Origin of the sequence: Vibrio sp. Isolate25 (assembly GCF_022398025.1) — a bacterium.
GTDB lineage: Bacteria > Pseudomonadota > Gammaproteobacteria > Enterobacterales > Vibrionaceae > Vibrio > Vibrio coralliilyticus_A.
Genome location: NZ_JAKEUT010000007.1, coordinates 169443 through 189204, shown reverse-complemented (window position 1 = coordinate 189204; position 19762 = coordinate 169443). Strand labels below are relative to the sequence as shown.

General features: G+C 43.5%; 17 protein-coding genes. 8 read left to right on the top strand and 9 right to left on the bottom strand.

What is annotated here, in order from left to right:
* Positions 1-215: 215 nt before the first annotated feature.
* Complete coding sequence (gene cspD, locus L1D15_RS15130) at positions 216-437, bottom strand: cold shock domain-containing protein CspD (RefSeq protein ID WP_006962882.1); 222 nt, start codon at positions 435-437, stop codon at positions 216-218.
* 465 nt (positions 438-902) lie between these two features.
* Here cspD and clpS point away from each other — a divergent pair, with 465 nt between their 5' ends.
* The gene (clpS, locus tag L1D15_RS15125) at positions 903-1223 is read left to right on the top strand and encodes an ATP-dependent Clp protease adapter ClpS (RefSeq protein ID WP_239838261.1); all 321 of its coding nucleotides are present in this window, start codon (positions 903-905) and stop codon (positions 1221-1223) included.
* Between the two features lie 42 nt (positions 1224-1265).
* The gene (clpA, locus tag L1D15_RS15120) at positions 1266-3539 is read left to right on the top strand and encodes an ATP-dependent Clp protease ATP-binding subunit ClpA (RefSeq protein WP_239865740.1); all 2274 of its coding nucleotides are present in this window, start codon (positions 1266-1268) and stop codon (positions 3537-3539) included.
* Positions 3540-3588: 49 nt separating this feature from the next.
* Here the strand turns inward: clpA and L1D15_RS15115 are convergent, their stop codons facing one another.
* The gene (locus tag L1D15_RS15115; protein ID WP_239876319.1) at positions 3589-4221 is read right to left on the bottom strand and encodes a YdcF family protein; all 633 of its coding nucleotides are present in this window, start codon (positions 4219-4221) and stop codon (positions 3589-3591) included.
* 14 nt (positions 4222-4235) lie between these two features.
* Positions 4236-5057, bottom strand: coding sequence for an NAD(P)H-binding protein (locus tag L1D15_RS15110; RefSeq protein WP_239876318.1), 822 nt, complete (start codon positions 5055-5057; stop codon positions 4236-4238).
* A 183-nt stretch (positions 5058-5240) separates the two neighbouring features.
* Here L1D15_RS15110 and L1D15_RS15105 point away from each other — a divergent pair, with 183 nt between their 5' ends.
* Positions 5241-5975: a transporter substrate-binding domain-containing protein gene (locus L1D15_RS15105; RefSeq protein ID WP_239876317.1), complete on the top strand. Its 735-nt coding sequence runs from the start codon at positions 5241-5243 to the stop codon at positions 5973-5975.
* Between the two features lie 40 nt (positions 5976-6015).
* Here the strand turns inward: L1D15_RS15105 and L1D15_RS15100 are convergent, their stop codons facing one another.
* Complete coding sequence (locus tag L1D15_RS15100; RefSeq protein ID WP_239838266.1) at positions 6016-6249, bottom strand: TIGR02647 family protein; 234 nt, start codon at positions 6247-6249, stop codon at positions 6016-6018.
* A 454-nt stretch (positions 6250-6703) separates the two neighbouring features.
* Here L1D15_RS15100 and focA point away from each other — a divergent pair, with 454 nt between their 5' ends.
* Complete coding sequence (gene focA / locus L1D15_RS15095) at positions 6704-7546, top strand: formate transporter FocA (protein WP_239838278.1); 843 nt, start codon at positions 6704-6706, stop codon at positions 7544-7546.
* 64 nt (positions 7547-7610) lie between these two features.
* On the opposite strand, the gene L1D15_RS15090 is transcribed toward focA, so the two are convergent.
* Together L1D15_RS15090 and L1D15_RS15085 are read right to left on the bottom strand one after the other, a co-directional pair.
* Positions 7611-7751, bottom strand: coding sequence for a hypothetical protein (locus L1D15_RS15090; RefSeq protein ID WP_239838267.1), 141 nt, complete (start codon positions 7749-7751; stop codon positions 7611-7613).
* Positions 7752-7973: 222 nt separating this feature from the next.
* On the bottom strand, positions 7974-8765 hold the full coding sequence (locus L1D15_RS15085) for an ABC transporter permease (protein WP_239876316.1): 792 nt from the start codon (positions 8763-8765) through the stop codon (positions 7974-7976).
* Positions 8766-9246: 481 nt separating this feature from the next.
* On the opposite strand from L1D15_RS15085, the gene torE reads away from it, so the two are divergent.
* From torE to L1D15_RS15065, 4 genes are all read left to right on the top strand, one after another.
* Positions 9247-9426 (top strand): trimethylamine N-oxide reductase system protein TorE, encoded by a 180-nt coding sequence (gene torE / locus L1D15_RS15080; RefSeq protein WP_239876315.1) that lies wholly within the window; start codon positions 9247-9249, stop codon positions 9424-9426.
* Positions 9427-9473: 47 nt separating this feature from the next.
* A complete protein-coding gene (gene torC / locus L1D15_RS15075) occupies positions 9474-10658 on the top strand; it encodes a pentaheme c-type cytochrome TorC (protein ID WP_021454980.1) in 1185 nt (394 codons plus the stop codon).
* A gap of 24 nt (positions 10659-10682) precedes the next feature.
* On the top strand, positions 10683-13145 hold the full coding sequence (torA, locus tag L1D15_RS15070) for a trimethylamine-N-oxide reductase TorA (protein WP_239876314.1): 2463 nt from the start codon (positions 10683-10685) through the stop codon (positions 13143-13145).
* Positions 13146-13445: 300 nt separating this feature from the next.
* On the top strand, positions 13446-15386 hold the full coding sequence (locus L1D15_RS15065; RefSeq protein WP_239876313.1) for a metallophosphoesterase: 1941 nt from the start codon (positions 13446-13448) through the stop codon (positions 15384-15386).
* Between the two features lie 106 nt (positions 15387-15492).
* Here the strand turns inward: L1D15_RS15065 and L1D15_RS15060 are convergent, their stop codons facing one another.
* From L1D15_RS15060 to L1D15_RS15050, 3 genes are all read right to left on the bottom strand, one after another.
* Positions 15493-17196 carry a protein adenylyltransferase SelO family protein gene (locus L1D15_RS15060; RefSeq protein ID WP_239876312.1) on the bottom strand — a complete coding sequence of 568 codons (1704 nt, stop codon included), beginning with the start codon at positions 17194-17196 and terminating at the stop codon, positions 15493-15495.
* 248 nt (positions 17197-17444) lie between these two features.
* Complete coding sequence (locus L1D15_RS15055; protein ID WP_239837364.1) at positions 17445-18392, bottom strand: chemotaxis protein CheV; 948 nt, start codon at positions 18390-18392, stop codon at positions 17445-17447.
* A gap of 124 nt (positions 18393-18516) precedes the next feature.
* On the bottom strand, positions 18517-19734 hold the full coding sequence (locus tag L1D15_RS15050) for an ROK family protein (RefSeq protein WP_239865759.1): 1218 nt from the start codon (positions 19732-19734) through the stop codon (positions 18517-18519).
* Positions 19735-19762: the final 28 nt, after the last annotated feature.

The following is a 19762-nucleotide window of genomic DNA, read 5'->3' as shown; positions in this document are numbered from 1 at the left end:
CGAAACGCTTAAAGAGCCTTCGAGGAGATTTATCTATCCTCTTTATAGACAAACGCCCTAAGCCAAATCGGCCTAGGGCGGTAAAAATATCAAAGACCCGATACCCTGTTAATCGCTACGCAGCTCCTCTTAAGTGAACTACGTTGCGCCAATTGGCGGGTTTTTTGGTTGCGATCCACCGGTAGTTTACACCGATGAACGACATTGGCAGCGTGTTATTTAATGGCTTGAGCTTCTACGGGCACCACAGAGCTGGCGTGATACCCTTTAGGTCCTTCTTCTACTTCAAATGTGACTTGTTGACCTGCTTTCAGAGTACGATACCCGTCCATCTTAATGGTGGAGTAATGAGCAAAGACATCCCCGTCTTCACCTTCCGGACAGATAAAACCAAATCCTTTGGCATTGTTAAACCATTTTACTGTACCTGTAGCCATGCTATACATCCCTCATGCATATTGTTACTGAAGTTGTGTGATTACACGATGAATTCCGTGTGTAAACAGAAAGTGAATATCCATTCAGCCGCTGCCAAATTTTAAGTCACTATTTGACCAATGTAGCCAATGATTGAACTCAGTCAATAGGAAAAACGTATCACACTCAACATATTTGCAAACAAATCACCTTTGTGGTTTACATTTTTGCAAAGAATTTCAGGGTAATCCGGTCTGTTCTATTAATGGAGTGAATGGTTTTTGGTGTCTTTTTAATCAATTAGATAGAGAATGCAGTTTAATAGAAATCTTTTATTTGCAGCGATACAATTGCTGCATTAGTCTCTAAGTAAGGGCGTAAATTTGCTTGGCTCAAATTGTTCTTACTTATAAGAGCTAAATCGATAACTTCTGCGCAGTGAAGTGGTAAAATTACCTTAAGCAACTTTCTAAACACGATTAGTCATGAGCAAGCAATTTGAATGGGTCACTCCAGACTCTGATTTACTGGAGCTAGAAAAAACAAAAGTAAAGCCGCCGTCCATGTATAACGTTGTTTTGAATAACGATGATTACACGCCAATGGACTTTGTTATTGACATCCTAGAGCGTTTTTTCTCTATGGATATAGACAAGGCAACACAAGTGATGCTCAAAGTGCATTACGAAGGCAAAGCGATATGTGGCACATACACCGCGGAAGTCGCAGAAACCAAAGTAGCGCAAGTCACTATGTATTCTCAAGAAAATGAGCATCCTTTGCTTTGTACAATGGAGCAAGCGTAAAGCTGAATCAAGCAACATGAGTTGCTGCCAAAGGAGGTACTTATGCTGAATAAAGAGTTAGAGTCGAGTCTAAACGGCGCATTCTCTCGCGCTAGAGACAAACGACATGAGTTTATGACCGTCGAGCACCTCCTGCTAGCATTGTTGGAAAACGATGCAGCAAGGGAAGCCCTTCTTGCTTGTCAGGCAGATATTAATGCCCTTCGAAACGAGTTAGATATCTTCATAGATCAGACCACACCACTTATCCCTGAAAATGATGAAACTCGTGAAACCCAACCTACTTTGAGCTTTCAACGTGTCTTGCAACGTGCGGTGTTCCACGTGCAATCGTCAGGGCGCAGTGAAGTCACTGGCGCTAACGTTTTAGTCGCAATCTTCAGTGAACAAGAGTCGCATGCGGCCTACCTTCTTAAAAAGAATGATATAAGTCGTCTAGATATTGTTAACTTTATTTCCCATGGAATCACTAAAGCTTCAAGCTCAAGTGATGATGCCTCTTCATCGGATTCTTTCAGTAGCAGTGATAATACTGAGGAAGCAGGCTCAGAAGAACGTTTGGAAAGCTTTGCTTCCAACTTGAACCAGCTGGCTAAACAAGGTCAGATTGATCCTTTGATTGGCCGAGATAAAGAGCTAGAAAGAACCATTCAAGTATTGTGTCGCCGCCGCAAAAACAATCCACTTCTAGTCGGTGAAGCGGGTGTTGGTAAAACTGCGATTGCGGAAGGCTTAGCGTGGAGAATTGTTGAAGGACAAGTTCCTGAAATTATTAAAAACAGTGTAATTTATTCTTTGGATATTGGTTCGCTACTGGCTGGCACCAAATATCGTGGTGACTTTGAAAAACGTTTTAAAGCAATTTTGAAGCAGCTTGAAAAAGAAGATGATGCGATTCTTTTCATCGATGAAATTCATACCATTATTGGTGCTGGTGCGGCGTCTGGTGGTCAAGTTGATGCTGCTAACTTGATTAAGCCTCTGTTGAGTAGCGGTAAATTACGTTGTATCGGTTCAACCACGTATCAGGAATACAGCAATATCTTTGAAAAAGAACGTGCACTATCTCGCCGTTTCCAGAAGATAGATATTGTTGAGCCATCTCTAGATGATACCACCAAAATTTTGATGGGCCTGAAACCTAAATACGAAGCCCACCATGAGGTTCGTTACACCAACAAGGCATTACGTGCTGCCGTTGAACTTTCGGCCAAATACATCAACGAGCGTCACTTGCCAGATAAAGCCATTGACGTGATTGATGAGGCTGGTGCTCGCCATCGTCTAGCGCCTGCAAGCCGTCGTAAGAAAACCGTTGGTGTGGCCGATATTGAGGCCATGGTAGCGAAAATGGCACGTATTCCTGAAAAATCGGTGTCTTCTTCTGACAAAGAGATTTTGCAGAATCTTGATGAGAAGATGAAGATGCTAGTGTTTGGTCAAGATGATGCGATCGATGTACTAAGCGAAGCCATCAAGCTGACGCGAGCTGGCCTTGGTGCCGATAATAAACCTGTAGGTTCATTCCTATTTGCTGGTCCTACAGGGGTAGGTAAAACGGAAGTTACGGTTCAGTTGTCGAAATTGATGGGCATCGAACTGCTTCGCTTTGATATGTCCGAATATGGTGAACGCCACTCAGTGAGCCGTTTGATCGGTGCGCCTCCTGGTTATGTCGGTTATGATCAGGGTGGTTTGTTGACTGATGCAGTGATCAAGCATCCACACTCCGTTGTGCTTCTGGACGAAATTGAAAAAGCGCACCCAGACATTTTTAACCTACTGCTTCAGGTTATGGATAACGGCACACTGACAGACAACAATGGTCGTAAAGCCGATTTCCGTAATGTCATTCTGGTCATGACTACTAACGCAGGTGTTCAAGAGACCGTTAAGAAATCCATTGGTCTTATCCAGCAAGATCATAGTCATGATGCGATGTCGGAAATCAAGAAAGTCTTTACTCCTGAATTCCGCAACCGTCTGGATAACATCATTTGGTTTAATAGCCTTGATGAACATGTTATTCACCAGGTGGTCGATAAATTCATTGTTGAGCTGCAAGCGCAGTTGGATGCGCGAGGAGTGTCACTTGAGGTATCGGATGATGCTCGCCACTGGCTGGCTATAAAAGGTTACGACAAAGCGATGGGGGCTCGTCCTATGGGACGTGTTATCCAAGAACAGCTTAAGAAACCTTTGGCCAACGAATTGCTATTTGGTTCCTTGGTTGATGGTGGTACAGTAAAAGTGAACCTGAAGAAAGATGAACTCAAGTTTACTTACTTAAGCGAGAAAGAAGAAGCTATTCATTAAAGTAGCGTTATTCAAGAGAAAAGCCAGAGCATGCTCTGGCTTTTTTGTATCAGCTAAAGATGCTTTTTAAAGCAAGGTAGGACGTTTCGATATGCGCAGGAATTTCTTGCTCAATCTGAAAGCCCATTTTGGGGTAAGCTTTGATTCTTTCAAAGTCTCCTAGCATGGCAGTTACCGTTAAATCTAAAGAAATGTCCTCATTGAAGTAGTCAACAAACATCGTCTTGGGCGAGGTTACACAGACATTCTCAACGGTATTCGGCCATTGTTTCATAAATGTAGCGTATGCACGTCTTTCCATATAAGGCTTTTGCACTAAGATAAACGATCGAAGGTCTAAATTGAGCTTATCTAAAACTTTAGCGGTGTATAGCACATTTTCACCGGTATTGGTGGCCTTATCTTCGAGAATGATATCACTAGCTGGCACACCAAGATCTCTCGCGATAGCCGCAAATGTGTGTGCTTCTGATTGGTCAAACAGACCGTCTGTTAGACGCCCTTGACCACCTGAAAAGATGATTTTCTTTGCCCAGCCTTCCAGATATAGTTTCGCAGCGTACTCGGCAACGCGAACATCGTTACTGCCGAGTACAAACAAGCAGTCTGATTGTTGTAGAGGCTGGGAAAGTTGCATGTATTCCCATAGGCTTTCAATGTGCTGAAACAACTTTGTTCTCATTGTCTCTCCCTAGATTAAACGAGTTCAAGCGTGTGTTGATAGTGAAAGCGATAGCCTAAGCTTATCAAGCGATCAGCCAATATCCGTTTGTCTGCACGTTGCACGATAGGGGGAAGCGATGCATCAGATTGAACACTGTCGAGGGCTGCTTGATAAAATTCTGCTTTGCTAACGGTATTTGGGGTGGTTGCATTGGCTACTACATTCTTACAGTTCAATGCTAGGAAGCTGGTGGCTCCAATGGCATCTGTTAGATGGAGCATATTAGCAGGGGCAAGGTCACTAACCTGCTTCAATTTGTTGACGAAGCGAGATGGGTGGCGATTTGGGCCAACTAATCCACTGCAGCGTACAATACCGTACTCTAGACCAGAATCAATCACATGTTGCTCTGCCTGAAGCATTACTCTTGCGTTGTCAGTAAACACATCGCTGTTAAGAGCATTCGATAAAGACGCATACTCTTCATCTAATGCTTGCACCAAATTTGGATAGACAGTGGTTGAACTGACCATGACGATTTTGGTGACGCGAGCAACTTGGCAGGCTTGAACAAGTGACAACCATTGAGCTGCGTATTGTGTGCCGTTGCCTTTACGAAACCCAGGGGGGAAACAGCCAATCACAATCTCCGCATGCGTTTTTTCTATGGTTTTAACAAGGCTGGTAGATTCGCTTTGTAAATTTATTGTCACCCCCGATAGTTGTTGTGACTCGAGTTCTCTAACTCCATTGTCTGTTGTGCGGCTTACAAACACTTTGTGGCCTATGGTTTCGAGGTAATGGGCGAGAGGTTTACCGAGCCAACCACCGCCAATAATCAATATTGTTTTCACACTAAGCCCTTGTTCGATACGTTTTTATTTAACTAACTATGTGGAAGACCTATGAAATAATCAACTGTTAGTTTTTCGAGTTTATGCTGTGTGCCTATTCGTGTTGAATGTTTACAGAATGGCGTTAATTGTGTCTATGATTAATAGTGAGTGAGTTATCCGATCCTAGTTTTAGGGGCATTCATGAAATGGTATTTGTGGTTATGGGCCGTTGTGTTTTCTTCAATGGTAACGGCTAATCAGAAGATCTATATGACGTCATTGGAGTGGCCGCCATATTCTGGTACGGATCTCCCTGAGAATGGCTACTCAGTAGCGGTGGCTAGAGAGGCATTTGCGGCGATGGGGTATGAGCTGGTTGTAGATTTTCAACCATGGGTTCGCGCTGTGGCGTTAGCCTCAAAATCCGACAAATATGTTGGGTATTTTCCAGAATATTATTTTGAAAACTCAGAGTTTATTTTCTCGGATCCTATCGGTAGTGGGCCATTAGGCTTAGTAGAAAACACTCGTTACCCAGTTCGGTGGGAGACGTTATCAGATTTGAAGCACTTTCGAATAGGTGTAGTGCAAGGGTATATCAATACAACAGAGTTCGACAATATGGTTAAAGCTGGTGAACTCCAAGTCGAGGCATCCGCTAACGATGCAAGGAACATTCACAAGGTGGCAAAAGGTCGATTGGATGTCGCGGTGATAGATCCAAATGTTTTAGAGTATCTGATTAGTATTGATGTAAGAGAAAGCTTGTTAAGGAAACGTTTACGAATGAATGCCAAGTTACTAGAAAATAAAATGCTATACATGGCGTTTAAAAATCAGCCACAAGGGCAAAGCATCAACAAAATATTTAATCAAGGTTTAGAAAAAATTGATATCGAATCGATTGTCAGTCGACTATCAAAGTCAACTGACTAAGAATCTCGTGGTTAGAGTCATACGCTCGTTTATGATAAGACTAACTAGATAAAACTCTGAGGATTTTGTCTGCATGTTCAGCGACTTCAATCCCTTCATCTGTTAGATAACCACCATCAGGCAGAGTACACAAGCCTTTATCAAAGAGCCTTTTCACGGCCGTCTGCATTTCTTCTGTTGCTTCGTGGTGAACTTTAATACCAGTTGCAGAACTGCTAATGTCAAATTGCAGTAGCAGGTTGAGTTCGGCCATCTTATCAGCGGTATATTTCATAATAAATCCTTAAAGAAAGTACTAAAACAACCATATTCCTCATATTGTTATTCAGCAATTATAGGGAGATAGAAATGTTACCTACCACTTAGTTTGGATAAAAATTCGCTTTTGTTTGATTGGATTATGACCAGTTGATGGTTTGTATTGATCAACCTCCCTAATGCTAAAACTGCATAAGGTAAGGGGTTGATATGTAAATTTGAACTAATGCTTGAGGTCAGAGGTATTTCTTTTAAGCTATCTTTCTTAATCGCTTGATAATCATATATATTTATTTTTCCTTTTCTTGAGTTATGCGCATTTTTCTCCTTTCATATTAGGCAGTTTTGATTGAGTAACCTGTGTTTAAATTGGGCCTCAGCTAAGTTTGGTAATTAAAGCTTGAATTTGATCACAATAAGAGTAATTATCCGCGCCCACAAATCCATATTATTTAGAATGTCTTTGCATGATGAATTTAAACCAGTTTGATTCTTTACTGCCGCCACAGATGGCGGAACGTGCCGCTGAAATTGGGGTTGGTAAGGCAACGAAAGACCCAATGAAGTCTTTCCTATTGGCGATTTCTGCCGGTATTCACATTGGTATTGCATTTGTTTTCTACACTATAGTGACCACTGGCGCAGGTGACTTACCTTGGGGCATCACGCGACTACTGGGTGGTTTGGCTTTCAGTTTAGGCTTGATTCTTGTCGTTGTCACAGGGGGAGAGCTTTTTACCAGCTCTGTGTTGACTCTTGTGGCGAGAGCTAGCGGCAAGATCACTTGGAAGATGTTAATGAAAAACTGGATCGTGGTGTACAGTGGCAATCTTATTGGCGCGCTATTATTAGTGATTTGTATGTTACTTACCAAGCAGTACATGTTTGATAGCGGGCAGGTTGGCTTAAATGCAATGGCGATTTCACAGCATAAACTGCACCATAGTTTTATCTCAGCGGTTGCGCTAGGCATTATGTGTAATGTCTTGGTGTGTATAGCGGTATGGATGACATTTAGCGGGCGCACACTCACGGATAAAATAGCCGTTATGATCTTACCCGTTGCTATGTTTGTCTCCGCAGGTTTTGAGCACTGTATCGCGAACATGTTTCAAGTACCTATGGCGGTTGGCATTAAGTTTTTTGCTCCCGATGAGTTTTGGCAGATGACAGGGGCTAATATCGCGGATTATGCCGATCTTAATCTTCTTAATTTTATTACCAATAACCTTATACCTGTGACCTTGGGTAATATCATTGGCGGCGGTGTTTTTGTCGGGGTGTGGTATTGGATGATCTACCTAAGAGATTAGTTTTGTTGGACTATATAAGATATAGGCTCGTTGAAAAACGAGCCTATTTTGATTCTTTTACTTCTCAGTGTATTTGACGCCAAGATTCTTCAATGATGTCATCCAAAGCCAGAATTTCTTCGGGCTGAGAAACAAGCCAATTTCGTGTTTCATTGTCTTCCCATTGAGAAGTCTCGGTTGGGTTAGAAGTAGCGCCAATTTGCATTATCTGTATCCTTACAAAAAGCTGACTACGGCAGTGTAAAGTTAGCATTTGACGTTTTTATGACGATAATTGGATTTGATTGGTAGGCATATGAATCTTATGTCCTTTTATTTTCTAGCTTATGGCGGTTATAGGATCAGGACTTATCCTGAAAGCGATGACATGGTTATCCACAGATTTTGTGGATAAAATCTTTCCTCCGTTTAAGGCATATCGCCTAGGCTAGGCTTTTCCTAAGCTCACTAAGATTTTCCCTTCCTTATTAATGCAATATCGGACCGTAAGCGACAGGGTCAGGCTGATTGAGATAGACAGCATGACAAAGATCGCAATCATGATCATTACTTGATATTTGATCGCGACGATAGGGCTCGCTCCTCCCAGTATTTGGCCTGTCATCATTCCAGGTAGTGTCACTAAGCCACTGGTTGTCATCGATGCTAAGGTCGGCGCAAGCGACTTCTGGATTGACTCACGAACAAATGGCAAAGTTGCAAATTTAGGTGCTGCTCCCAACGCTATGGCAGCTTCATACTCGCTATGGCGCGTTTCCATAGCGGTGAAAATGTTCTGCAAAGCCACAATGTTACCACTGAGAGAGTTGCCTAGCAGCATACCGGCCAAGGGGATGAGGTATTGGGTATTGAATAGTGGTTGTGGCTGAATGATCAAAAAACAGATGATAAGCAACAGTGGTAGTAAACCAATGAGTAAACCTGCGCTGACAGGGTATATCAACCTTTGTTTGGGTAACTTTACTTTACTGATGATGGAACTGGCACCAATGAGAGTCATGGCCATCAGCCAAATACCATTGATAGTTAAGCTGTTGAGCTCAAATAAGTATTGAAGATAAACACCGACCAGCAATAACTGGATGGTCATCCTTGCCACACTGATGAGTGTTTCTTTTTCAATATTGAGTCGATAGTGTCGGCTGATTAACAACGGAATCGCCAATGTACAGAAGAATAAGGCCAGCATTGGCCAGGAAATATCGACAGCACCGCTCATAAGCCCTCCTAAAAAGCAATATGTATTGTATCCCTAAAATCTTATGAAGAATGGATTTCAGTGAAAAACTGTTCTCCAAAGCTTCACCAGCACCATCTTTAAAGGCAAGAAATCCGCTTATTTTTACTCTCGATTTGAAACAAAGGTGTAACAAGTTTGAGGATTTTATGTGGAGTGTCGCTTGCTGCAAGCCGGAATTTTTAGCCTGTTATTTCACTTTGTTGTTGCTTAAGTGTTGCGTTTTAACATTTTGTTTACTGTTAACAAGTTTTCATAATTTCAAGCATGTTGACATATGAGTTATTAATCAAACACATATCTGGATGAGCTCAAAAAAGTGCTGAATAACAAGCTTTGTAAGGACGGATTTAATTGAACCCTACAAATAGTATGGTCTAACATTTTTATCTAGAGATTATGAAAAAGGCAAGCTCAGCGATAAGAGCTATCCAATAACACTAAATACAAAATAGGCAAATGTATGAGTGATGTTAACAAAATTAAGAGTGGCGAAAAACGCTCGCTGGAGTGGAAATCTTTCCTCTTTATCGCGGTTGTTCTCTTCCCGGTTCTGAGTGTGGCTTTCGTAGGTGGCTACGGATTTATTGTTTGGATGCTACAGATGTTCTTTTTTGGACCTCCTGGTGCACATGGCATGTAAAGCACTGAGCTCATTTCCACAGTTTGAAAAATTTAAGAGAGCAAACCATGAAATCATTGATTGTTAAATTGTGGCGCACTATGACGCGCCCAGCGGTTCATATCAGCCTCGGTGTGCTGACGATGGGCGGCTTTATTGCTGGTGTCATCTTCTGGGGTGGTTTCAACACAGCACTAGAAGCGACTAATACGGAAGAGTTCTGTATTAGCTGTCATACCATGCGTGACAACGTCTACGTTGAACTCCAAGAAACGGTTCACTGGAAAAACCATTCAGGTGTGCGAGCTACTTGCCCTGATTGTCACGTTCCTCATAACTGGACCGATAAAATTGCCCGTAAGATGCAAGCCTCTAAAGAAGTATTCGCCCAAGTGTTTGGTAACTACGACGAACCAGGTGTATTTGAAGAGCGCCGTATCGAACTCGCTAAACACGAATGGGATCGTTTCTCTGCGAACAAATCCTTGGAGTGCAAAAACTGCCACAACTATGAGTCAATGGACTTTGAACAAATGTCCCCAACTGCTCGCATCCAAATGAAGCAAGCGGCGGAAAAAGATCAGAGCTGTGTTGACTGCCATAAAGGTATTGCGCACAAGCTTCCAGCCGGTATGGACAGTATTGGTGGGATTGTTGGTGAGCTGGAGCAGCTGACTTCCAGCACAGATTACTCCGTGGGTAACGCCTTGGTGAGCGTTCGCCACCTACCTGTCTATTTTGATGAAACGGGGGCTGAAGAAGCAGGCCTGCTTAACCCAGCATCGACAGTTACAGTACTAGAAGACAAGGGCGAAATGATGAAAGTTGAGATTGATGGCTGGCGAAAAGCAAAAGGCTTTGGCCGTGTCATCCAAGAAGACTTTGGTATGAACATCGCGGTGGGTTCACTACTTAAAGAAGCGGCAACCAGTGATGATGTAGTTACAAAAGGCGAGAAAAAAGTCGATGAACTAACGGGTCTTCCTTGGGAGAAAGTGGCAGCAACAGTTTGGATGAAAAAAGAAGCAATGCTGAACGACGTGACGCCTATCTGGGAGAAAGCGAGTGAAGCCTATAAGACCAATTGTTCAGTTTGTCACACACAGCCTGATGAAGCGCACTTCGATGCGAACACTTGGCCAGGTATGTTCAACGGTATGTTGGCGTTTGTTAACTTCGACACAGATAGCGAAGCCCTAGTATTGAAGTACCTACAGAAGCACTCTTCAGATTTTGCTGAAGGTCATCACTAATAAGCGTCGGATGGAGTAATTGAAATGGCTATTACACGAAGAAGTTTTCTTAAAGGTGTAGCAACGACCAGTGCAGCATCAGTCATAGGTCCAAGTTTATTGGCATCGGCTTCTGCAAGTGCAGCAGAAACAACAGGAACATGGAAAGTATCGGGATCTCATTGGGGCGCATTCCGCGCCCATATCTACGCGGGTAAAGTCCAAGAGATCAAGCCGCTAGAAACAGATACCAACCCAACTGATATGATCAATGGTATCAAAGGTGTTATTTATAACCCGTCTCGTGTCCGCTACCCAATGGTGCGCCTAGATTGGTTGAAAAAGCACAAGTACAGCGCCGAAACTCGCGGCGACAACCGTTTTATTCGTGTCACTTGGGATGAAGCTTTGGATCTGTTCTACCGTGAGTTAGAGCGCATTCAGAAAGACTATGGACCTTGGGCATTGCACGCTGGCCAAACCGGTTGGCGTCAAACTGGGCAGTTCCATAGCTGTACCAGCCATATGCAGCGTGCAGTGGGTATGCATGGTAACTTCATTACAAAAGTTGGTGATTACTCAACTGGCGCTGGCCAGACGATTCTGCCGTATGTATTGGGCTCGACAGAAGTTTACGCTCAAGGTACATCGTGGTCTGAGATTCTGGAAAACTCAGATAACATCATCCTATGGGCTAATGATCCGGTGAAGAACCTTCAGGTTGGTTGGAACTGTGAAACTCACCAGTCATTCCCTTACTTAGAGCAATTGAAAGAGAAAGTCGCTAAAGGCGAAATCAACGTACTTTCTGTTGACCCAGTGAAGAACAAAACTCAGCGCTTCCTACAAAATGATCACTTGTACATTAACCCAATGACTGACGTTGCGTTTATGTTGGCGGTCGCTCATGTGTTGTACAACGAAAAACTTCACGATCAGAAGTTCATTGATACCTACTGCCTTGGTTTCGACGAGTTTATTAAGTACGTTCAAGGTGAGACGAAAGACAAACTTGAAAAAACACCGGAATGGGCGGCTGAGATTTGTGGCGTAAGCGCTGACAAGATCCGTGAATTTGCGCGCATGCTGGTTAATGGTCGCACACAGATCCTGATGGGATGGTGTATTCAGCGTCAGGAGCACGGTGAACAGCCTTATTGGGCGGCGGCAGTTGTGGCGGCAATGGTCGGTCAAATTGGTCTTCCGGGTGGCGGTATTTCTTATGGTCACCACTATTCTGGTATTGGCGTACCTTCAACCGGCTTCGCTGCACCGGGCGGTTTCCCACGTAACCTTGACCAAGGTATGAAGCCAAAATGGGACAACAATGACTACAACGGTTACAGCAAAACCATTCCTGTTGCCCGTTGGATTGACTGCTTACTGGAGCCGGGTAAAGAGATTCGTTACAACGGTAGCAAGGTGAAGTTACCGGGTTATAAAATGATGGTGATTTCGGGTAACAATCCATGGCACCACCACCAAGACCGCAATCGTATGAAGAAAGCGTTTAAGCAGCTTCAAACGGTTGTAACCATTGAATTTGCTTGGACGGCAACGTGTCGCTTCTCCGACATCGTTTTACCTGCTTGTACTCAGTTTGAACGTAATGATATCGATGTATACGGCTCATACTCTGGGAAAGGTCTGATTGCGATGCACCGTCTAGTGGATCCATTGTTCCAGTCTAAGACTGACTTTGAGATTTTCACTGAACTAACCCGTCGTTTCGGTCGCCACAACGAGTACACTCGTGGCATGGACGAGATGCAATGGGTTCGTTCACTTTACGATGATTGTCGTGCTGCGAATAAAGGCAAGTTTGACATGCCAGAATTTGATGAATTCTGGCAGCAGAGTGTGCTGGACTTTGGTGAGGGTAAACCTTGGGTTCGCCACGCTGATTTCCGTGAAGATCCAGAAATCAATGCTTTGGGCACACCATCGGGCTTTATCGAAATTACGTCTCGTAAGATCGGCCGTTACGGTTATGAGCATTGTCAGGAACACCCAATGTGGTTTGAAAAGACAGAACGCTCACATGGTGGACCGGGTTCAGACAAGTTCCCATTCTGGCTGCAATCGTGTCACCCGGATAAACGCCTGCACTCGCAAATGTGTGAGTCGGAAGAATTCCGTGCAACTTACGCGGTGCAAGGTCGTGAACCGGTTTACATAAACCCTCAGGATGCAAAAGAGAAAGGTATCAAAGACGGTGACTTGGTTCGTGTGTTTAACGACCGTGGTCAATTGCTGGCAGGGGCTGTGCTTATGGATAGCTATGCTCGTGGTGTTATCCGTATCGAAGAGGGCGCATGGTATGGCCCTCTGAACGAAAAAGAAGGTGCGATCTGTACTTACGGCGACCCGAATACGCTAACAATGGATATCGGTTCTTCGGAGCTTGCTCAGGCAACCTCTGCGAATACATGTATCGTTGATTTTGAGAAGTTCACAGGTAAGGTCCCCCCAGTGACGTCATTCGGTGGCCCAATCGAAGTCGCCTAAGTGTGAGTAAAGCGAGCCTGCTATATATGAATTAATATATAGCAGGCTTAGTATTATTTTTTTAATATTTTTCAGTCTAAATAAAAACCACTTAATTTTATAAGTTTATATTAATTTCCCTTCGCATATGTTTCGTTTATCAATTAAGTTTGATTTATATTGATATTTTTATTATTTTGAAATATTTAATGAAAAAATAATTAAACTTAATGTCATGAAATTAAAATCTCACTTAACCAATATCTATTGCTCTTAATATTAATTAGTAGAGATTGTTTTGTGAAAAAGGAAATTTTGGCATTGTCAATAGTATTGACATTAATGGGTTGTCAGGAAGAGGATAATACTATCTCCCTAACGACAAATGGAAAAATTGATTTCATTATTCATCCATACCTTCAGATGCCTACTAGTAATAGTATGACGGTACGTTTTGAGGCCTTGGATGAACATACTCAAGTTTGGGCTAGGCCTAAGGAAAGCTCTGAGGAGTTTATTATTGTAGAGGCGGATTTGATCGATGAATCTATTTCTAACACTAAAACAGCTGTGCTCAATGACCTAAAACCATCAACTGTGTATGAGTATTATATCGTTGCTCTTAACTCACAGGATGAAGGAAAAATAAAATCCAAATCCCCTAAATACGCCTTTAAAACTTTACCAGAGCAAGGGGATAGCTCAGAACTTAATATTGTTGCGATAGGCGATACTCAAAATGGTGATACGATTGGTGTTTTGAGCGATGTCGTTAATAAAGGGATCATTTCTTACGCATGTGAAGGGAACGAAGCCACATGTGCAGATAATATATCAGCAATTACTATTGCGGGGGATGTCGTCTCTACAGGTAACGTTATGGAGCATTGGCGTCATGAGTTCTTTGAACAAATGAAGAATATTACTCCTTATGTCCCTTTAATTACGGTCCCAGGAAACCATGACTACTATGATGGTTCAAACTTAGGTATATACAAGCATTTCTTCGAAAAGCCGACCAATGGTTTTGAAGGGTACGAAGAAACTTGGTATTCGATTGATTTAGGGCGTTTACGCATTATAGGTTTAGACAGCTTCCCCATCTCTCATGATCATTCGAATTTTCAAAGAGACGTCATGAGAACCCAACGTCAATGGTTGAAAGACAAACTCAACACAACGCAGAATAATGAAGATATAAAGTATGTATTTTCTATGTTCCATCATCCGTGCTTGTCCGAGCTGTGGATCACAGGTGAGAGCTTAGGTTCCTGTGAGTTAGTCGCGGAAACAGAAAACTATTCAAAAGCGACGGGGCATATCTCTGGGCACTTTTTCGGTCATACTCATGCTTATTCCCGTGGGCAGTCGATGGACACCAATCACCTTTGGGTTAATGCATCAACCTCGCAAGGCTATCGAGAGCCGATTCATGACGCTCATATGCTATATGATGTACAGGATTACAATACATTTGCGATCAGCAGAAGTGAATTTGGTTTTAATATCCTGACCTTTAATGCCAATGGTAGTGAGAGTGTCAATATGAAGCGATACTCTGCAACGGTGGCAAGTAAAGTCGGTGGTTATGGCTCACTTCAAGACGGGTTTGAAATGACAGATGAAGTGACAGTGACGCCAGGCAAGACAGTGCTTCCTGCTCCACAAATTGTCTCACCGCATGGAGAAGTGGACACCAAGGATATCATGCTTGAAATAAGCCATAGTGATCCTGATTCGATTTATGAAGTGCAGTGGCAGCTATCGAAAGACGCTGAGTTTGAAGGCGATGTCTATGATTTATGGGGCAACCATACACGTAAGCACAATGTGATGCCTCAGCCGAAAGAGGGGCAAGACCCGGGTGATGAAGTGGATCCAACGTGGCGTGAAGGCGATCTAGTGGATAGTCAAGAAGGAGTGGATCTTACAAAATTAGATCTGACTAATTTTATTAATAAGTTTTATATCGGTGGTGATGAAGCTTATAAATGGAGTGACCATATTTACACTCTAAAACATGAGATTATGAGCAAAACCGATTCTGATGAAGACACTTTAGTTGAAGCGGGTGATGTTCGTCGTGAAAAAGTGACTCATACCAGCGCATACGATCGATTCTTAGGTCAGGGCAACCAAGCGCCACAGTTCGACATTCAAGATGGTGATAGATGGCACTGGAAAGTACGTGTTCGCAGCGCCGATTTGAACTGGTCTGACTGGAGTGAAACTGGGACTTTTGAGGTCAACCTTCAGCCTTAACGTATTATTCAATCATACGGTGACATACTCATGAGTATGTCACCGTTACTTAGTTCACGCTGTTCATTTAACAGATAGACGTATCCAGTCAAGCTTCCACTTCGGATTATGAAGAGCAGCTATAATGAGAGATACCACCTGCTGAGAAATACTCTAACGGTCTTAGCTTGTAGTATTTCTCTTCGACCTCTTTGGATTGCTCACCATACGGATCCGCTAATATCTCTTGTAACTCATGGATAAGCGCAAAATTTCCCTGTCTAGCTTGCTCATAAGCGGGGACAATAAGCCACTCGCGCCAAGTGTATTTAGGGTTCACTTGCTTCATGTCACGAGAGATAACCTCGATACCTTTTTCAACATTGAGTAACTCACGCCATGATGTTAACCACTCACTCCACTCGTTTTTTAACGTCTCATCAGGCTCTGCGTAAAAGCTCTTGGCGATTTCAGAGACTTCTTGTGGAATTTTTGAAAGCTCACGGAAAAATATAGTGTAATCGACATGAGTCTTCATCATCAGAGTCATTAGGGAATGAAACAACTCAGCATCAAACGTGTCGAGCCCTAATTTGTCTGCCCACATTTGAGTGATGTTGTCTTGCATCAGTGAAGAGAAATCTTGGCGAATCTCATCCAATTGATCGATGAGCTCTGGGGAAGATTTTAACAGAGGTTCTATTGCGGTACAGAAAGATTCAAAGTTTTTTTCCGCAGCTAATGGTTGGTTAAAGAAGGCAAAATGACGACCACCCCCTGTCCATGGTTGGAAGTAGGGCTCAAAGCGCTCGCAAAATCCGAAAGGGCCATAGTCCAAGGTGAAGCCACCTATAGCGCAATTGTCACTATTGAAGTTACCTTGGCAAAATCCCACACGTAGCCAGTGAGTGACTAGCAGACCCAGCCTGTCGCGAAATGCCAGTGCCAGTTTCAGTACTTTATCCATTAAAGGAAGCGTGGCATCGATCTGATCGTTATACTCTCGCTCGATCATATGTAAAACCATCATCTCCAGCTCTTTTAATGCATTCGGATGAGCTTGGCTTCGTGCTCTTCGTCCAAAGAGTTCAAGTTGGCCAACCCGTAAGAATGAAGGTGCAACACGTGTGGTAATCGCTACAGGGTTCGATACCATGATGTCGGGATCTTGTGAGCGGGAGCCTTCTTGGTACCAAGGGCGATCAACGGTATCAGACTGAGAGACAAATAAGCTTAAAGAGCGAGATGAGGCAACGCCGAGAGCATGCATATGCTCCTGAGCGAGAAACTCTCGGACACTGGATCGCAGCACGGCACGGCCATCTGCACCGCGGCAGTATGGAGTGGGCCCACCACCTTTTAACTGCATTTCCCAGCGTTGGTGGTTGAGCACACCTTCAAAAACAGAAATCGCCCGTCCATCACCATAGCCATTGCCTGTTCGAAATGGGCACTGGTCGGTATATTCATTCCCGAAGATCGATAAAGCATAGCCTGTCGCCCAGCCGATATTGCGCATAGGAGCTGGGACACCGCTGACATCGCCAGAAAACAGGCGTTTAAACTCCTCGCTATGGGCAAGAGTATCGTCTAATCCCAGTTGTTTAAAAAACGCTTGGCTATGACTAACGTAGACAGGGTCAGTAATGGGAGTTGGTTTTACGGGAACATAATGACCTGAAAAGACCTGCCTTGGAAAATGATCTTCGCCGTTTTCTGTTGCGTCAGGATCGGGAAGAAGCGTATCGAGTAAAGAGTAGTCCGAGGCTTGAGCAAAATGGCTTAGATTATCAATAGCCGCAGAGCAGCCAGTCCTTTCTTGTTGACTCATGGTGTTTATCATCCCGAATATAGGTGTCATCTACCACAATGATACGTTGGTTAAGACTAAAAGGCATCATTGTGCTGTAAGGGGGAATGTTATTTGAGCTGAGCGGTAACATTTATTGTTTTTCAGGGGAAGTGGTATACGACACTTGGACACAGGCCGAGTCAGGCTGGAAACGCTAGTGATAACACGATATTTAGGCTCATAGTATTAACTAATGAGCCAAATCTATAACTTAAATAGAGGGAGCGTTATCTGGTTAAAATGTCACGTAACCGATCTTGGGCGACTTCTACCAGCAAATCAGGCTGGAATTTAGAAATAAACCGGTCACAGCCTACTTTTTTCACCATTGCTTCATTGAAGCTACCACTTAGCGACGTATTCAATGTGATGTACAGATCTTTCAATTTTGGATCACTGCGAATCTCGTGAGTCAGCTTATACCCATCCATTTCTGGCATTTCGGCATCCGTGATCATTAGCAGTAATTCACGAGGAACATCTTTACCCTCTTCACTCCACCCTTTAATTAAATGAAGAGCTTCAAGGCCGTCACGACATTCAAGAATATTCAGGCCAAGCTGAGATAAGGTTCCTTTGACTTGAGCTCGAGCGGTGGAGGAGTCGTCAACAATCAGAACATTACGACCGACCATCTGAGCGGCCAATTCTTCGTCCAATACGCCTTCAGAGATGGATACATCATAGTCGATAATTTCAGCCAACACTTTCTCTACATCAATGATCTCAACAATTTGGTGTTGGTCATTATCTTTGGTGTGAGTGATGGCGGTTAAATAATTCGCACGTCCTGCTGTTTTGGGTGGGGGCTGGATTTCCGTCCAAGCAGTGTTGACGATATTGCGCACCTGACCAACCAAGAAGCCTTGAACGGTACGGTTATACTCAGTAATGATCAGGTTCTGTTCTTGATCTTCTTGTCGAGATGGCGGGAAGCCAATCGCACTTCGTAAATCAATAACAGGAACTGAGACACCGCGTAGAGAAGCGACACCGGTAATGTTGTGATGTGATCCTGGCATTTTAGTGAGAGGTGGGACTTTGATCACCTCGCGAACTTTGAATACGTTGATCGCAAAGAGCTGACGGCTGTTAAGACTGAACAGCAACAATTCCAATCGGTTTTCACCAACAAGATTCGTTCGCTGATCAACGCTATTTAAAACTCCGGACATACGATCTCTCAACTACTTTGTAATATATCAAAAATAGCCTAAAGCCAGGCTAAACAAAAATAAACCCATACAACTTGAAGGTTATATGGGTTTACATAAAAGATAAAGCTTCTTAGCTAGGAGCTTAGCCTTCTATCACTTTCATCAATAATAATCCGTCGTAAAGTGCCTGCTTTATCAAGGCTGCACCGGGCATGGTTGCCTGCTTATAGAAACGAGATTCGACCACTTCAAGGTCCTGATGATACACGGGTAAGCTTTGTTCCTTGATGCAATTTTGAATGGCTGGGTAAAGGACAGCTTTCGCCTGGTTGATGGCTCCACCAATGAGGATTTTTTCAGGGTTAAACAAGTTAATGACAATGGCGATAGCAGAGCCTAAGTAACGGCCTAGTTTTTCAACTGCATCGACTGCAAGAGGGTCACCGTTGGCGGCGGCTTCACAAATGTCTTCAACGGTCAGTTCCTCGATTTCCGATAAAATTGACGCTTCGCCATTGGCTAGTCGCTCTGATACCTCACTCCGGATAGCCTGAGAACTTGCGACCGTTTCCAGACAGCCACGATTACCACAATGACAAAGTTTACCATTCGGGTCGATTTGTATATGACCAAGTTCACCAATGTTACCGTGACGCCCTTGAAGCACACGGCCATCAAGGACAATACCGGCACCAAGACCATGGTGGATAGAAATCAGTACCGAGTTTTCGTTTTCCTGAGAATGACCAAACAGTTTCTCCGCCAATGCCCAAGCGCGAGTGTCATTGGCAATGAAAACAGGTAATCCCGTTGCTTTATAAATTTCGGGGCCGAGAGAAAGGTTCTCAACATTATAATGCGGCATCTGTAAGACAATGCCTTTTTCTGAATTGACCAAGCCAGGTAAGGTGAGTGCAATACTGGTGACACGATCTAGTTGCTCAGAATAAGTCTGGAAAAACTCTTCTATTTCATGGAGTAAGCGAGCTAAGACGTCATCTTGATCAATTTCATGAATGTCGATTTTAGTGTCAATCAGAACATCACCACCCAACTCGTGCAATGCGATTGTCAAATAGCCGCGCCCAAGGCGCATCGAGAGAAACTGCCAACCCTCATTATTCACCTGTAAGCCAACAGCCGGGCGTCCACGGCTGGTCGCTTCCTGAACGGTGGTTTCATGGATAAGGTGAGCATCAATCAGCTCTCGAGTAATTTTGGTAATACTTGCAGGGGCAAGCTCACTCTCTTTTGACAAGTCAATCCGAGAAATAGGGCCTTTCTGATCAATGAGTTTATATACACGGCCAGCATTGACCTGCTTGATATGATCAATATGACCTGGTTGAGCCATGTACATAGGGTGCTCCGAATATCAACAACTGAGC

What these genes read in the sequence shown, in the direction of transcription:
- focA (WP_239838278.1), top strand. Translation starts at nt 6,704, where the DNA reads ATGAATTTAAACCAGTTTGATTCTTTACTGCCGCCACAGATGGCGGAA.
- L1D15_RS15115 (WP_239876319.1), bottom strand. Translation starts at nt 4,221, where the DNA reads ATGAGAACAAAGTTGTTTCAGCACATTGAAAGCCTATGGGAATACATG.
- L1D15_RS15105 (WP_239876317.1), top strand. Translation starts at nt 5,241, where the DNA reads ATGAAATGGTATTTGTGGTTATGGGCCGTTGTGTTTTCTTCAATGGTA.
- L1D15_RS15085 (WP_239876316.1), bottom strand. Translation starts at nt 8,765, where the DNA reads ATGAGCGGTGCTGTCGATATTTCCTGGCCAATGCTGGCCTTATTCTTC.
- torA (WP_239876314.1), top strand. Translation starts at nt 10,683, where the DNA reads ATGGCTATTACACGAAGAAGTTTTCTTAAAGGTGTAGCAACGACCAGT.
- clpA (WP_239865740.1), top strand. Translation starts at nt 1,266, where the DNA reads ATGCTGAATAAAGAGTTAGAGTCGAGTCTAAACGGCGCATTCTCTCGC.
- clpS (WP_239838261.1), top strand. Translation starts at nt 903, where the DNA reads ATGAGCAAGCAATTTGAATGGGTCACTCCAGACTCTGATTTACTGGAG.
- L1D15_RS15050 (WP_239865759.1), bottom strand. Translation starts at nt 19,734, where the DNA reads ATGTACATGGCTCAACCAGGTCATATTGATCATATCAAGCAGGTCAAT.
- L1D15_RS15090 (WP_239838267.1), bottom strand. Translation starts at nt 7,751, where the DNA reads ATGCAAATTGGCGCTACTTCTAACCCAACCGAGACTTCTCAATGGGAA.
- L1D15_RS15100 (WP_239838266.1), bottom strand. Translation starts at nt 6,249, where the DNA reads ATGAAATATACCGCTGATAAGATGGCCGAACTCAACCTGCTACTGCAA.
- torC (WP_021454980.1), top strand. Translation starts at nt 9,474, where the DNA reads ATGAAATCATTGATTGTTAAATTGTGGCGCACTATGACGCGCCCAGCG.
- L1D15_RS15060 (WP_239876312.1), bottom strand. Translation starts at nt 17,196, where the DNA reads ATGAGTCAACAAGAAAGGACTGGCTGCTCTGCGGCTATTGATAATCTA.
- cspD (WP_006962882.1), bottom strand. Translation starts at nt 437, where the DNA reads ATGGCTACAGGTACAGTAAAATGGTTTAACAATGCCAAAGGATTTGGT.
- L1D15_RS15055 (WP_239837364.1), bottom strand. Translation starts at nt 18,392, where the DNA reads ATGTCCGGAGTTTTAAATAGCGTTGATCAGCGAACGAATCTTGTTGGT.
- torE (WP_239876315.1), top strand. Translation starts at nt 9,247, where the DNA reads ATGAGTGATGTTAACAAAATTAAGAGTGGCGAAAAACGCTCGCTGGAG.